Source organism: Chitinibacter sp. SCUT-21 (assembly GCA_041874755.1).
In the GTDB taxonomy this organism is placed as follows: domain Bacteria; phylum Pseudomonadota; class Gammaproteobacteria; order Burkholderiales; family Chitinibacteraceae; genus Chitinibacter.
Genome location: CP102611.1, coordinates 369169 through 385006, shown reverse-complemented (window position 1 = coordinate 385006; position 15838 = coordinate 369169). Strand labels below are relative to the sequence as shown.

Below are 15838 nucleotides of genomic sequence, written 5' to 3'. Positions count from 1 at the left end.
CGGGTAAGAAATTTGGCTTTTGTTCTGCTACGGGGCAACCATGAACCCATCACTAGCCACACCATTGTCGTTAAAACACGAGCGTGAATTGCTTTGCATATTGGCGGGCATACAGTTCTCGCACATTCTCGATTTCATGGTGCTTATGCCCCTGGGGCCTGTGTTAATCAAATCCTTGGCATTAAGCACGCACGAATTTGCCTTGCTGGTGTCAGCATATACGCTGGCAGCGGCAGTGAGCGGCTTTTTGGCCGCGGCTTTTGTTGATTTATTTGAGCGCAAGCGTTTGCTGCTCTTGTTCTTTTTCATCTTTATTTTGTCCACGCTGTGGTGTGCTGCGGCTGGCAGTTTTGAATCTTTATTGACCGCAAGAGCAATGGCTGGCGCTTTTGGCGGCGTGCTCGCAGCGATGGTGCAGACCATGGTTGCTGATCTGATTCCGTTTGAGCGACGCGGCCAAGCCAGTGCTTCGGTAATGTCGGCAACGGCGGTTGCCTCGGTGCTTGGCGTACCTATGGCGTTGTTGCTCAGCAATGTGTTGAGCTGGCGAGTTCCTTTTGTCGCCATCGGCGTACTGGCAGCGATTTTTCTACTGCTGGCTAGTATGAAGTTGCCAAGCTTGCGCTCGCATCTGCTGCACGCTCGTTGTCCCCAAGCTAATGCGCGAATATCTCCAACTGCCAATCTCGTTGCAGTACTGCGCGAGCGCAATCATTGCCTTGCGATCCTATTCATGGCGCTGGGCGGTGGTTCGACGTTTGTTGTAATTCCCTACATCACGCTGTATCTGACCGGCAGCGTGGGTGTAGCCGCCGAATTGATTCCGCTGGTGTATGCCATTGGTGGTACGGCCAGTTTCTTTAGTGCACGTTTTATCGGTCGCCTTGCCGACAATTGGGGCAAGGTCAAGAGCTACCGCATCGTGGCGGCTTTGTCGATATTGCCGATTTTTGCCCTGACGCATTTACCCGCGGTTGCGCTGGGCTGGGTCCTGTTGTGTACCACCGTGTTTTTCGCGCTCGGGCCTGGCCGCGCGGTCAGTGCGATGGCCATTACGATGTCTGCCGTCAAGCCAGCGCAGCGCGGCACTTTCATGTCCTTGAATGCCGCTATTCAGCAGATGGCCAATGGCTTGGCGGCCTATATCGGCGGCATGCTGATTAGCCAGAGTGTCAGTGGCGAAATAAGTGGCTATGGCACTGCTGGCTGGGTGGCTATTGTCATTACCGGAATGACTTTGTATTTGTCGGGAAAAATTCAGCTGCATCAGGTATCCAAGCACGCGGCTGTGGAGCCTGAAAGTGCTGCAATTGCGCTAGCAGTAGAAGTGCAGCCAGCGGGAGTTAGCAAGTAAATGGCGGATGATGGTTTTCAGTTCAATGGGTTCAAGTTCACAGCTTGTGTGTGCGGGGCTAATCAGCAAGCGCAGGGAAGCGTAGTTCGCACGCGCATTCCCTGTACGAGTTAGAAAAATAACAAGATTACCCTTAACCCGCAGATGAGACTTTTACCATGACACAATCTACCGCAGTGCCCAGCGCCCAAGAGCTACTGGCGAATTACGCTAGCGAGCAGCCTTTCTTTTTTGCGACACCGGAGCACACTTTGCTCGGCCAAGGGCATTACGCCAAGGTGCCAAGTGCCGATAATCTGCTGGATTTGAGCAAGAACGTTGATGCTGCATTGAAAAAGGCAAAAGCCGCGGGCCATCCCAACCCCGTGGTCGTCGGTGCAATTCCCTTTGATGGCCATCAAACGGCTTGCCTGTCGATTCCGCAAACCGTACTTCGCGCCGGACCACTTGCGTCACAGCCGCTGGGTCAAGGCGAGAAAATGAATTACAGCATTGCCGCAGAGCCTGCACCGCAAGTGTACGCCGCAGGCGTGGCCGAAGCGGTTGAGCGCATGAAAAGCAAGCTGCTGAGCAAAGTTGTCCTTGCCCGAACCTTGAGCGTCAGCACTGAAAAAGAATTTGATGTGGGGTATCTGCTGGCGCGCCTTGCTGGAAATAATGCAAGTGGCTATACCTTTGCCGTTAATTTAGATGATGCCGAACAGGGCACACTAATCGGCGCAAGTCCTGAGCTCTTACTCAGCCGTAATGGGGTTTACGTGCGCTCCAACCCATTGGCGGGTTCGGCGGCTCGAGCCTATCAGCCGCAAGAAGACGCGCGCCGGTGCGATGTGCTACTGAATTCAGCCAAAGATCTGTACGAGCATAAAGTGGTGGCCGATGCGGTCGCAGCCAATTTACGCCCGTTTTGCAGTCATTTGGTCGCGCCAGCGAGCCCAAACTTAGTCAGTACCGCAACGATGTGGCATTTGGCCAGCGATATTCGTGGTCAACTTCAGGACGAATCGGCAAGTTCATTATGGCTGGCTGCGCATTTACACCCGACACCTGCGGTATGCGGTTACCCGAATCAGGCCGCGCGCGATTTGATTGCTGAGTTAGAGCCATTCGATCGCGGTTTTTATACCGGCATGGTTGGCTGGTGCGACGCCGAGGGGAATGGCGAGTGGATTGTGACCATCCGCTGCGCCAAAGTGAAGGGTAAACAAGTGCGGTTATTTGCGGGGGCTGGCGTCGTTGTCGATTCAACACCGCAAAGCGAATTGACCGAAACCGCGGCCAAATTCAAAACCATGCTCAATGCCTTGGGTTTGTCGGCAGACGCGGCTGAAGGAGCGGTGTAATGCGGGTATCTCATTGCACGCCATGGCCTGAAGAGCTTGCCGAGCAATACCGTGCTGCAGGCTATTGGCGTGGCGAAACTTTCCCAGCCATGCTAGCCGAGCGAGTCGCGCAATTTGGCGATCGCGACGCGATCGTCAGCGACACGCACAGACTCACTTACACGCAATTGAGCGAGCAAGTGACGCAAATGGCCAAGGGCTTTGCTGCACTGGGCATACAGCCGCAAGATCGCGTCGTCGTACAGTTGCCCAATTGCGCCGAATTTTTAATCGTAATTTTTGCCTTATTTCGCCTTGGTGCGTTGCCAATTTTTGCATTGCCACCGCATCGCAAGTTTGAAATTCGGAACTTTTGTCAGCATGCCGAAGCAGTGGCTTACATCATCGCCGATACGCACGCCGGTTTTGATTACCGCGCTTTGGCGCGCGAAGTACAGGCAGAAGCGCCTAGTTTGCAACATGTCATTGTGCTGGGCGAGGCGGCCGAATTTACTGCGCTGGCGAGTGTGCCAACAAAAAACGGAGAATTGCCGGCTGAGCCATTGGCCAGCGACGTGGCGTTTTTTCAGTTGTCGGGCGGTAGTACCGGTACGCCGAAGCTAATCCCGCGTACGCACGACGATTACATCTACAGCTTGCGCGGCAGCGCCGAAATTTGCCAACTGACACCGGATAGCGTGTATTTGAGCGTCATTCCGTGCGGACATAACTTTGCGCTAAGTTCACCCGGCTCGCTCGGCACGTTCTATGCCGGCGGCAAAGTGGTGATGTGCGCGCACCCGAGCCCGGATGTGGCGCTCAATTGGATTGCCAAAGAGGGCGTGACGATGACGGCGCTGGTGCCGCCCTTGGTGCCAGTTTGGCTTGATGCCGTTAAGAGTTTAAAGCCCGATCTGCGTAGCCTTCGCGTCGTCCAAGTGGGTGGTGCGCGTTTTAGCCCTGAAGTCGCACGCCGGTTGACGCGCGAGTTGAACGTGACCTTGCAGCAAGTGTTTGGCATGGCCGAAGGCTTGGTTAATTACACGCGACTTGACGATAGGCTTGAGGTGACGTGCTACAGCCAAGGGCGGCCCATTTCGCCGCACGATGAAATTCGCATTGTCGATGATGAAGATCTGCCCGTTGCAAAGGGCGAGGTCGGACATTTGCTCACGCGCGGCCCGTACACCATTCATGGCTACTACCGCGCTGACGAGCACAACGAGCGCGCGTTCACGCCGGATGGGTTTTATCGCACTGGCGATCGCGTTCGGCTGACCGCCGAGGGCAACCTCGTCGTTGAAGGCCGCGCCAAAGATCAAATCAATCGCGGCGGCGAGAAAATTTCGGCCGAGGAAGTTGAAAACCAATTGCTTGAACACGATCGCGTCGTCGACGCGGCGGTTGTGGCCATGCCCGACGCTTACTTGGGCGAAAAAAGCTGCGCATTTGTTATTCGCAGTGACGAATCGGTGCGTGGTGTCGACTTGATTCGCTTTTTGCGCGAACGCGGTTTGGCGACGTACAAAATTCCTGATCGCATCGAGTTTTTGCCGCAATTTCCTAAAACCGGTGTTGGCAAAGTGAGTAAAAAGCATTTGCGCGCCTTAATCGCAGCGCAGCTGGCTGGCTAATTAGTGTTAAAGAATTCAACGAGAGAATGAAACATGGCTATTCCAAAAATTCCAACGTATCCAATGCCAAAGAGTGCGCCGGCTAATCGAGTCAACTGGCAGCTTGATGCGCAGCGTGCGGTATTGTTGGTGCACGATATGCAGGATTATTTTATCGATTTTTATGATCGCAACGCTGCGCCGGTGCCTGAGTTGATCGCCAATATTCGTTGTTTGCTCGATGCCGCGCATGAGCAAGGTATTCCGGTGGTGTACACCGCGCAATTGCCCGAGCAATCGGCTCTGCAACGTGGTTTGTTGCAGGATATGTGGGGGCCGGGGCTGACTGCGCAGCCACAACGCAATGCGATTGTGAGTGAGTTGACGCCGCAAACTAGCGACATTGTTCTCGATAAATGGCGCTATAGCGCGTTCCAGAAGTCGGATTTAGCGCAGCGTATGAAAGTGCAAGGACGCGATCAGCTGGTGATTTGCGGCGTTTATGCGCATATCGGCTGCATGATGACGGCATGCGAGGCGTTTATGAACGACATCCAGGCGTTTTTTGTTGCAGACGGTTTGGCAGACTTTTCGCTCGATGAGCACGAAATGGCTTTGCGTTACGTGGCGCAGCGTTGTGGTAGTGCGCAAACCACCGCGCAGTTGTTGGCAAGCTTGGTCACGCCCTTGCCAGCATCGCTAGATGCTTTAAGCGCACTGATCGCAAGCGAATTGCAAATTGCGGCGGCAGAAATTCGTGCTGACGACAATCTACTCGATTGGGGGCTCGATTCGATTCGCATCATGGGTTTGCTGGAAAGCTGGCGCCGTGCCGGCCGTGAGCTGACTTTTATGGCTTTAGCTGAAACGCCAACGCTGGCAGCTTGGTGGGCGCTGCTGGCCGAAAAAGAGGCCGTGCCGGCCTAAATGTCTGGTGCAAAGCCTGCCTGAGCCGCGTTTGGGCAGGCTTTGCGCTTCTCTTTACTCATTATCAGGATGTCTACATGTTCAATAGTCAGGCACAACTGAGCGCCGCCAACGCCGACAAGGTGCTGTACAAGTTGTGTAAACACTTTGCGCTGAAAATTCCGGTCGATTTTGATACCGAAAAAGCCTACATCAAGTTTCCGTATGGCGAATGCCACATTGTTCGCACCAACGATTTTCTGGCCATGGACTGTGCAGCCGCTGATAAAGAGCTGCTGGCCAAAGTTGAGTGGGTGATTACCGATCATTTGGGCTTGATGGTCAAAAATCCTGAACTCAAACTCGATTGGCACAGAGTAGATTAATGGGTATTGGCTTGCGAATAAGAGAGTGCAAATCTTATGAGGCTATACCACTGGGTTGTATTAATGGGGGTCGGAATTTTTATGCTAACTAATCAGGCCAGTCGCGCCGCTGACTTTCCGGCGAATTGGCGCACAGCCGAGCGCGAACGCACGCTAACTTTTGATTTGAACTCGAAAATTACGGGGCAAAAATATCGCATTCTGATTGGCCTGCCGGCCCATGCTGCGCCCAAAGACGGCTATCCCGTGCTATGGGCGCTCGATGGTTTGGCCAGTTTTCCGATTATCGAAACGGTTAGACCGCAAATCGGCGGTGATCAGCGCCTGTGGCGCCAAGGGCGTACGCCCAACGACGGCTTGATCGTTGCGGTGGCCTACGCCAGCGGTAAACCATTTGATATCGATGCCCGCTCCCAAGATTACACGCCAGTCACTACGGCCAAAACTGGTGATTTATTGTCCAGCAAACATGGTGGCGCCGATGATTTTCTGCGTTTTCTAATCAGCGAATTGCGCCCCTTGATTGCTCAGCAATTCGCAATTAATCCGCAGCAGCAAACGCTGTTTGGTTTCTCGTACGGCGGTTTGTTTGCGCTGTATACGCTTAGCACTCAGCCGCAATATTTCCAGCGCTATTGGGCCGCGAGTCCGTCGTTGTGGTTTGGTGAAGCGCAAACTTTAAAGCGATTGCCAGAACAGTTGACGAAGTTGGAAACAATGAACTTGGCAGGGTATAGCGCCAAGGTGACCATTACTGTTGGTCTTGATGAGCAATACCCCTCACAATTTTCTTCGCCATTTGTCGAGGCTAAATCGGGCGAACGTGCGATGGTCGATAACGCGCAAGCGTTTGCGCAGCAATTGGCGAGCTACAACGACGGCGCAAAGTTTGACGTGAGTTTTGATTGCCTGCCTGCGCATGATCATATGGACATGTTGCTGCACGGTGCGCGGCGCGTGGTCGATTTTGCCTTTTCGGCACCTGTATCAACGAGTGAGCACTAAAGCGATGCCAGCACATTTTAAACCGGGCACAGAGATTCCCTGTAGACACTGATTACAGTGCGGATCGTATTTTAGGAAAAGAGAGATGAAATCAAACTTTGCCCGTTTGCCAGCAACTTCAGCCCAGTTCGGCATCTGGATGGGGCAACAAATGGCGCCTCAAAGCCCGTGTTACCTGACCGCCGAAGCGATTGAATTGACGGGGCAACTCGATTTGGCCGCGCTAAGTACAGCGGTCACCGATGTGCTCAATCATGCCGCAACATTGCACACGCGGTTCGAAATGAACGATGAAGGTTTGTGGTTGTGGCCGCAAGAACGCAATGCCAAGCTGGAATATATTGATTTGCGCGGCGAGGCTGACGCCGACGCGGCTGCGCAAGCGTGGATCAAGCAATCTTTGTCAGTTCTGTGCGATCCGACTAAAGATCCCTTATTCCGTAGTGCGGTTTTGCAAACAGCGGCGGATAAACAGCTCTGGTATTTGCAAATCCATCATATCGCGATTGATGGTTTCGCTTATGGCTTGATTGGTCAGGCGGTAGCGGCGCGTTATAGCGCGCTAGTGCTGCAACAGCCCTTGCCGACTCTACCCGATTGGTCGCTAAACAAAATCATTGCCGCTGAGCAAACGTATACCGAGACTGGAAAACGCGCGAAAGATCAGGCGTTTTGGATGGCGCATATGAAAAATGCACCAGGTTCGGTAACGATAGATCCAGCGCAAGATTTTTCCGACGATGTGCTGCGCCATAGTACGCGCTTGAGTAGCGAGGAATTAAGTGTCTTGCAGCGTGCCGCCAAGCAATGCGGTCAAGATTGGGGGAGCTGGATGCTGGCGGCGATCAGTGCATGGCTGGCCAAGCAATCTGGGCAACGGCAGTTCACTTTCGGCTTGCCGGTGATGAATCGACTGGGAACGCCTGCGATCAATATTCCCTGCATGGCGATGAATATCGTACCGATGAGCGTGTATCTCGATCCAGAGCAAAGCATGCAAGAACTGAGTGCTCAGTTGGCAAGCAACATGCGTACGATACGGCCGCATTTGTACTATCGCTACGGCTGGATCCGCGCCGATCTTGGGTTGCTGGAAATCGGTAAGCATTTATTCAATCAGGCCGTCAACATCATGCCATTTGATCGCCATGCGCCGTTTGCGGGTTTGAGCAGCATTATTCATCCGATTACGGCCGGGCCCGTCAAAGACTTGAATATCAGCGTGTCGGTGCTCAATACCGAATGGCGCGTGTGCATGGAGGCTAATCCAAATGCCTACAGCATGGCGCGCTTGACCGAACTGCAAGCCGATTTAATGGCTTTTGTCGCCGAGTTGTCTGCATTAAGCCCGCAAGCGCCATTGACCGACTTGTTGCGTGATTTGCCAGCATTGGCGCAAATGGAGGGCGAGGCACTCCTAAAAAAGCCTGAATCGGTTATCGCTCAGCTGCTCGTCATGACCGAGCGCTATGCAGATAAAGCGGCTATCGAGTTCAAGCAAGGCCATGGCCGCACTGCAGGCAGTTTGACGTATGCAGCGCTGCGCACGCAAGTACAGCAAATGGCGGCGCGGTTGCTGGCTAACGGTATGCAGCCGGGCGATCGTGTCGTGATTTTGCTGCCCCGTAGCCCAGAGGCGATAGTCGCGATTCTGGCGACTTTATGGGCCGGTGGCTGCTACGTGCCGCTTGATCCATTGGGGCCTGCGACGCGCTTAGAGCGAGTTTTGCTCGATGCTCAAGCGCAGCAAGTGGTGACTTTGCAGTGCTGGGCAGGCAAGGTTGGGGCCGTAAAGACGGTTTTGCTTGACGCGCCAAATACAATGAATCTGCTCGTGCCGGCTGCATTCTTGCCCACGGCAAACGATCCGGCCTATTTGCTGTATACCTCAGGCTCAACTGGCGTGCCCAACGGCGTTTTGCTGGGGCATGGTGCGTTGTCGCAGTTTGTCGCCAGTGCAGGCCAATTGTATGCGGTTGGCGAAACTGATCGGGTTTTGCAATTTGCACCGCTGCATTTTGACGCCAGTATCGAAGAAATATTTCTCGCGCTATGCCACGGCGCGACCTTGATTTTGCGCACCGATGCGATGCTCGATTCGAGCGCAACATTCAGCGACTTTATTGCTGCCAAGCAAATTACCATCCTTGATTTGCCAACGGCTTACTGGCATGAATTGGCGCATGCGCTAACTGAAGATCAAGCGCAGCAATTGACCACAGTGAGGTTGACAATTATCGGTGGCGAAGCGGCTTTGCCTGAACGGGCTCGGCGCTGGGGTGCGCTGTTGCCTTCGCAAACACTGCTTAATAGTTACGGCCCGACCGAAGCGTCCATCATTGCGACCACTGCGGCTCTGGCTGGCCCCGATTGCGTGTGGGATGGTAGCGATAGTGTGCCGATCGGTGTGCCGCGCCCCGGTGTTGGAGCCTTGATTGTTGATGAGAATTTGTATCCGGTACCAGTGGGGCAGGCTGGTGAATTGTTACTGACCGGAGAGGCGCTGGCTTTGGCGTATCACGGACAGCCCGAATTAACTGCACGCCGTTTTGTGACGTTGTCGCAATTGGACGGCTCGCCACGTGCTTATCGAACTGGTGACAGAGCGTGTCTGCTTGATGGACAGCTGGTTTTTCTGGGTCGTCTTGACCATGAAATTAAAATTTCCGGCCTGCGCATTGATCCGAGCGAAATTGAAAATGCACTGCTTAGCAATCCGGCGATTGCAGAGGCCGCCGTTGTCGCGGTGCGCCGTCGCAATGGCGCGTATACGCTGGCGGCGTTTGTAGTTTGCACTCAGGTGCAAACACCCGCGCAATTGCGCTCGCATTTGGCTGATTTATTGGCCGCGCCTGCAATTCCTGATCAGTGGCATTACCCTGCGAGCTTGCCACGTAATGTGAACGGGAAAATTGATAGAAAACATCTGGCGGGTTTGCTTGCCGAGCAGTCGGTGGGCGAGCTACCCGATGCCAGCCCTTTAGAGCAGCAAATTATGCAGGTGTGGTTTGACGTACTTGGCGAAATGCCTGCCGATATTGATGCCAATTTCTTTGATCTAGGCGGTAAGTCGCTACAGGCGATTCAGGTTTCTAGCCAGCTTAGCCGTGCTTTGCAGCGTGAAGTCGCCGCATCGATTTTGTTCAGTCATGCCACCGTTGCCGCTTTGGCCAAAGCTTTGAGTGCACCGGTCGCGCACCGGCCACCGCAAGAGGCTGGTGGTCATACCGCTTTTGCCCCCCTATTGCCGATCCAGCAGGGCAGTTTGCCTGCACTTTTTTGCTTGCATCCTGCTGAGGGTTTGGCGTGGTGCTATCTGGGCTTGGCCAAGCACCTACCCGGTGTGGCTATTTATGGTTTGCAGGCCGATAGCCAACTGCGAGAGGCTGACTTTGCCAGCTGGGTTGAACGCTATGTTGCGCGTATTGTCGAGCAGCAGCCGCAAGGGCCTTACCGCTTACTCGGTTGGTCGCTTGGCGGGGCATTAGCGCAGGCGATTGCCGTGCGTTTGCAGCAACGCGGAGCAGTGGTGGAGCTCGTCGCGCTGATGGATAGCTATCCGGCGGCCGCGTTCACAAATTGGCGCGAACCGACTTTGCACGATGCGCTGATCACGGTGTTGAGTGTGAATGGTGAAATCGCAGCTGCAGATTTAAGTGTTGATGATATTTACCTGCGTTTGCAGCGTCCGGGTAGCCCGTTTGCCGCGCTCGATACTGCGGAGCTGCATCGTTTGGGGGACAGGGCATGGCACGGGATGAAGTTGTTTCGACAAAGCCAGACCGAGACCTACTCGGGTGACTTGCTGTTATTTCGTGCAGCACTCGATAGCGAGGCAGCTCCAGCGGCGGCCAGCTGGCTGCCATATCTGACAGGGAAGCTCGAATGCCTAAATCTGGATTGCAATCATTTTGGCCTTAGCGATCCTGCCCCAATGCGCGTGATTGGTCAGACGCTGGCGGCGCGACTGGGTTTGAAATGATCAGTAGTGGGCTGTAGCGTTGTTTAGCTCGGCAACTGCGATGACTGATTAATCCAATCTTCTATGGGTATATGGTTGCAGGATAATGGCTACATTGTTTTTAGTCATATACCCATATTCTGGCTTTTGCGCTCGCTGGATTGAGCACGCTACATTCGATTTGCTCTGAGTAATTAAAAGCAATCATTATCATTATCGTTTTGGTGTAAACTGCGCGTAAATTTAAAGATTAGGCGGGGATATGAATAAAAAAATAGTATGGCGGGGTACGGTGCTGGCGGTTTTGCTGGCGGTGATGGCGTTTTTTGTTTTGACATCACGCGCGCCGCTTGCCGATGGCGCGCCGAGTGTACCGAGTCGTGAGATGGTCGATGCGGCCGAGCGTAAAGTGAGCATTCCGCAATCGCCACAGCGTATTTTGGCCTTAGGCGAATTTGAATTGGATGCCTTGCTGGCACTGGGTATCGAGCCAGTGGGCGCTACCAATGGCCGTGGTCAATCAGGTATGCCGCATTATCTGCAAAGCCATTTACATCACAAGAATGCCGAGGTCCTTAGCGTTGGCGGATTTGCCCAGCCCAATATGGATAAAGTGCTGGCGGCCAAACCCGATTTGATTCTCACTGATTTGCGCGATCAACAAATCATCGCCAAATTGCAGCGTATCGCACCCACGGTCGTGGCGGTCAAAACGGGTTCGGATTGGAAGTCTGCGTTTAATCAGATCGCAGCCGTGTTGGGTAAAGAGGCGCAAGCGCAGCAGTTTCTCGCCCAGTATCAAACTCGCGTGGCTGCGTTAAGGCAAAAAATTAAGCCAGACCAAACGGTCAGCATTGTGCGCTGGAATCCAAAAGGCCCCGGCTATATGTTTAAAGACGCGTTTTCCAGCTTGATCGTGCAAGATCTGGGTTTAAAGCGCCCTGCGGGTCAGATGGGACCGGGAACGAATCACTCTAAACCGCTCAGTTTAGAAGTGCTCAGCGAAATTGATGCCGATTGGATGTTTATTGGTACCTTGTCGCCCGAAGGCGAAGCGGCTGAAACGCTGAAAGCCGTACAAACGGCGCCAGCATTTAAAAATCTGAAGGTCGTCAAAACCCAGCAAGTGCGAATTATCGACGGTTCGCTGTGGACCAGTACCGGCGGCCCATTGGCGGCATTGGCGGTGCTTGATGATCTTGAAAAAAATCTGCTACCAGCGGCGAATTAAATGATGGCGATGATTGTTTTGTTGAATGGTTTACATCATGGCCGCTAGCTTGTATCCGCCACGCCAAATCAGTCTGGCAGCGTTGTTATTGCTGACCCTGCTGGCATTGATAGGCTTGTCTTTGCTATCGGGCTCTGGCCAGTTGGGTATGCAGGCCAGTTTGAATTACCTGATGGGGCAGGATAGTGTTAATCCGGCAGTGCAAGATCAGCTGGCGATGGTGATTCATGATTTGCGCCTGCCTCGCACTTTGGCTGGCGTCATGGTCGGTGCCAGCCTAGGCGTTGCGGGGGCTTTGTTGCAATCGGCGACTCGTAATCCGCTGGCCGATACTGGTTTGCTCGGTGTTAATGCCGGTGCTGCGCTCGGCATCGTGATCGGCTTTACGCTGGGGGCGGTACAAAGCAGCCTCGATTATTTGCTGTGGGCATTTATTGGCGCACTGATCGCCAATATGCTGGTGCTACTGATTGCCCAATCAGGCCCAAATGCTGCGTCACCGCTGCGTTTGGTGCTGGCGGGCTTGGCTCTGGGGGCGACTTTTTCCGGTGCAACGTCGTATATTTTGCTCAGCCATGCCAACGCCTACGAGCAATATCGTTTCTGGATTCTCGGTACGCTAGCCGGTGCTAGCCCAGCGATGATCTGGCCGCTGGTGCCCGCATTTTTGTTGGGCTTGGCGGCGGCTTTCGTGATCGTTAGGCCGCTGTCGGCCTTGCTGTTGGGCGACGATAGTGCGCGCGCGCTGGGTTACCAGCCGACCTTAATCCGTATGCTGGTCGGCGTGATTACGACCTTGCTCAGCGGTTTGGCCGTTGCCTTGGCTGGCCCCTTGGCTTTTCTAGGCTTAATTGCGCCGTATTTGGCGCGCTCGCTGAGCGGTGCGCGATTATTTAACCAAGTGCTTTGTTCCGCTTTGCTTGGCGCGATTGTGTTGGTCGTGGCCGACATTGTAGCCCGCTGGTTGAGCCAGCCCTACGATAATCCGGTCAGTATTATTCTGGCCTTGATCGGTGCGCCGTTGTTGATTGTTTTAGTGCGATCCAATCGCTTGGTGGCTTAAATGCAGACTCGCCCTTCTTTGCCCGATTCATCTCCGGTTACTGCCTGCTCCGAATCGAGCGCCCCACCGGTGCTTCAATTTAAATCCCTTGCCGTGGTGTATTCGCCAGAAACGATACTGGGCTCGCTTAATATCCTGCTGGTTTTGCTGTTCGCGGTCGTTATCGCGCTGATGTTGGGCAGCACGATGCTAAGCCCGCAAGCAGTCATCCACGCTTTGCAAGGCGAGGGCGATCGCGCTACCCAACTGTTGGTGTTGGAAATTCGCTTGCCGCGCATTGTTGCTGGCTTGGTTGCCGGTGCGGCACTGGGCTTATCGGGTTGCTTGATTCAAACCATGGCGCGTAATCCATTGGCATCGCCGGATTTACTGGGGATTTCGCAAGGTGCCGCACTGGCGGTAATCGCTGGCTTATTACTGGGTGGTGACGGCTTGTTTGGCGAATGGTCACTGGCGGTGCTGGGGGCTGCAGCGGCTGCGGGTTTGGTTATGCTGGCAGCCGGTCGTGCCGGACATCAGGGCCATCGTGTGCTGGTCGTTGGTCTTGGTATTGCAACATTATTACGAGCGGTAGCCGAGTTGCTGCTGTCGACGATTAATTTGCAGCAATCAACTGAATTGTACGCCTGGGGCATCGGTAGTTTGATCGGGCGTGGTTACGAGGCGAGCGTGCCAGCCGCGATGGGTTTGCTGGTATTGCTGCCTTGCGCGCTGCTGCTGTCGCGTCGTCTGGCTTTGCTGCGGTTTGAATCTGATCTGGCCGCAAGTTTGGGGCTCAATGTCCAGCTCACTCAGCTTCTCATTTTGCTGCTGACGATTATTCTGGCTGCACTTGGCGTATCGATTGCTGGGCCGATAGCGTTTATCTCGCTAACTGCACCGATTTTGGCGCGCTATTTCAGTACGCCGAATCAGGTGCCGCTGGTGCGCTCTGGCTTGATTGGTGCCCTGATTGTGCTGTGCGCCGATACGCTGGGGCGCTCGGCTGGCGGTAGCTCTGAAGTGCCGGCCGGTGTGATTACCTGTTTGATGGGCGGGCCATTTTTGCTGTGGGTGTTATTGCGCAGGGAAAGAGAGTCTTAGGGTATGTCTCTGTATATATTATTTAGTCTTGTTTTGATGGTGATACATTATTGGGTATGACGGTGATTGGAAGTTTATGCGATTAGTTGTTGAAAATTTAAGCGTTCGCTACGAGAGCAAAAGCGATAGCCATACGGCGGTCAAGGGCGTTAGTTTGCAAATTGACGCTGGGCAACTGGTGGTGATTGTGGGACCCAATGGCTGCGGAAAATCGACATTGCTACGCGCGATTGCGCGTTTGCAAAAGCCCAGCAGCGGCCATGTGTATGTCGATGGCAAAGACGTTTGGCAGTTGAGCGCGCGTCAGGCCGCGCATGCGATCGCTTTACTGCCGCAATCGCCCTTGGCGCCTGAAGGCATTAGCGTGGCGGATCTGGTGCGCTATGGCCGTCATCCGCATCAAAGCCTGTTTCAGCAATGGTCTCGAAACGATCAGCAGATTATCGAGCAAGCGATGGCTGCGTGTGACGTCGCTGGCTTGGCGCATCGCCGCTTGGATCGGCTCTCGGGTGGGCAGCGTCAGCGCTGTTGGTTGGCGATGATATTGGCGCAGCAAGCTCCGCTGATGTTGCTCGATGAGCCGATTAGCATGCTAGATTTAGGCCATCAGATCGAAGTGTTGTCGCTGGCCAAAAGTCTGGCGCAGTCGGGCGCGAGCGTGGTTATTGTGTTGCACGATTTGATTGCTGCCGCGCGTTATGCCGATGTGTTGGTCGCAATGCAAGGCGGCTATATCGTCGCGCAAGGTGCGCCACGCGACATCGTGACGCCCGCGCTGGTTAAAACATTGTACGGCGTTGATGCCGATATTTTGCTCGCGCCAAGCGATGCTAGCCCAGTCGTCGTGCCTTCGGTTTCGACATTCACGCAGAGTTCTGCTTTGCAAGCCTGCTAATTTCCCCCGCCCAAAATTTCACTCATCATCTGCGGTTATTGAGGCAAGTATGAAAAATAAGATTGCAATCGTTTCGGGGGCCGCGCAGGGCATCGGCGAGTCGCTCGTGCGAGCATTGAGCGCGCAAGGGGCTATCGTTGCGGCGCTTGATGTACGCGCCGATGCTTTGGCTGTGCTGGCAAACGAGTTGCCGAATGTGCATGCCTACGCGCTCGATATTCGCGATAGTGCTGCGGTTGTGGCTGCGGTGGAGCGTGTTGAAACCGAGTTGGGCGCAATTGATGCATTGGTCAATGTGGCTGGCGTGTTGCGACTAGGGGCGGTGTGCGATCTGAGCTTGGAAGATTGGGAGTTCACTTTTGCCGTGAATACGCACGGCGTATTCTATTTGTCGCAAGCGGTCGCGCAGCGCATGAAGGCGCGTCGTGCTGGCAGTATCGTGACGGTGGGCTCGAACGCTGCTGAAGTGCCACGCATGCAAATGGCCGCGTATGCAGCGTCGAAAGCGGCGTCGAGCCACTTCACCAAATGCTTGGGCTTGGAACTGGCCGAATACGGCATACGCTGCAATATCGTCTCGCCCGGTTCCACCGATACCGCAATGCAGCGTTTGTTGTGGAACGATGAAAGTGATGCGCAGCGCGTTATCGACGGTGCTTTACCGACGTATCGCACCGGCATTCCTTTGCGCAGACTGGCAACACCGGAAGATATTACCGCGCCCGTTATGTTTTTGCTGTCCGATGCTGCCCGTCACATCACGATGCATAATCTGTGCGTTGATGGCGGTGCAACGCTAGGAGTTTGATTTTTAATTTCGAATGTCTACCTGCCCTTGCGAAAATTATTATTCATACTTCGGGTATGCCGAATGGCTGCTCAGGCCGATGTGTCGATGCCGAGACTTCAAAAACGAAAGGCCGCAATTCATCAGGTAGCGGCCTTTTTTCTTTTGCGGTTTTACCAGAGCTGTTCGGCCTTAGCTGACAGTCAAAACTTCTTTGTCGGTAGCCAAAATC

At 54.1% G+C, this 15838-nt stretch carries 12 protein-coding genes; all 12 read left to right on the top strand.

Going from position 1 to position 15838, the window contains the following annotated elements; translation table 11 throughout:
* The first annotated feature begins 40 nt into the window (after nt 1–40).
* The 12 genes from NT239_01730 (at nt 41) to NT239_01675 (ending at nt 15627) form a co-directional block, all read left to right on the top strand.
* A complete protein-coding gene (locus tag NT239_01730; GenBank protein XGA71585.1) occupies nt 41–1354 on the top strand; it encodes an MFS transporter in 1314 nt (437 codons plus the stop codon).
* 158 nt (nt 1355–1512) lie between these two features.
* Nucleotides 1513–2697, top strand: a complete 1185-nt coding sequence (gene dhbC / locus NT239_01725; GenBank protein XGA71584.1) for an isochorismate synthase DhbC — start codon at nt 1513–1515, stop codon at nt 2695–2697.
* Nucleotides 2697–4310, top strand: coding sequence for a (2,3-dihydroxybenzoyl)adenylate synthase (locus tag NT239_01720; protein ID XGA71583.1), 1614 nt, complete (start codon nt 2697–2699; stop codon nt 4308–4310). Before dhbC ends, NT239_01720 begins: the two co-directional genes overlap by 1 nt.
* Before the next feature lie 33 nt (nt 4311–4343).
* Entirely contained in the window at nt 4344–5216 is an 873-nt protein-coding gene (locus NT239_01715; protein ID XGA71582.1) for an isochorismatase family protein, read from the top strand.
* Between the two features lie 77 nt (nt 5217–5293).
* Complete coding sequence (locus NT239_01710; protein ID XGA71581.1) at nt 5294–5581, top strand: DUF2218 domain-containing protein; 288 nt, start codon at nt 5294–5296, stop codon at nt 5579–5581.
* Nucleotides 5582–5662: 81 nt separating this feature from the next.
* Nucleotides 5663–6586, top strand: a complete 924-nt coding sequence (locus tag NT239_01705; GenBank protein ID XGA71580.1) for an alpha/beta hydrolase-fold protein — start codon at nt 5663–5665, stop codon at nt 6584–6586.
* A gap of 85 nt (nt 6587–6671) precedes the next feature.
* Nucleotides 6672–10568 carry an amino acid adenylation domain-containing protein gene (locus NT239_01700; GenBank protein XGA71579.1) on the top strand — a complete coding sequence of 1299 codons (3897 nt, stop codon included), beginning with the start codon at nt 6672–6674 and terminating at the stop codon, nt 10566–10568.
* Between the two features lie 241 nt (nt 10569–10809).
* Nucleotides 10810–11778, top strand: a complete 969-nt coding sequence (locus tag NT239_01695; protein XGA71578.1) for an iron-siderophore ABC transporter substrate-binding protein — start codon at nt 10810–10812, stop codon at nt 11776–11778.
* Between the two features lie 37 nt (nt 11779–11815).
* Nucleotides 11816–12841: an iron ABC transporter permease gene (locus NT239_01690; protein ID XGA71577.1), complete on the top strand. Its 1026-nt coding sequence runs from the start codon at nt 11816–11818 to the stop codon at nt 12839–12841.
* Nucleotides 12842–13924, top strand: a complete 1083-nt coding sequence (locus tag NT239_01685) for an iron ABC transporter permease (protein ID XGA71576.1) — start codon at nt 12842–12844, stop codon at nt 13922–13924.
* A 76-nt stretch (nt 13925–14000) separates the two neighbouring features.
* Complete coding sequence (locus tag NT239_01680; GenBank protein XGA71575.1) at nt 14001–14819, top strand: ABC transporter ATP-binding protein; 819 nt, start codon at nt 14001–14003, stop codon at nt 14817–14819.
* Between the two features lie 49 nt (nt 14820–14868).
* Nucleotides 14869–15627 (top strand): 2,3-dihydro-2,3-dihydroxybenzoate dehydrogenase, encoded by a 759-nt coding sequence (locus tag NT239_01675; GenBank protein XGA71574.1) that lies wholly within the window; start codon nt 14869–14871, stop codon nt 15625–15627.
* The last annotated feature ends 211 nt before the right edge of the window (nt 15628–15838 follow it).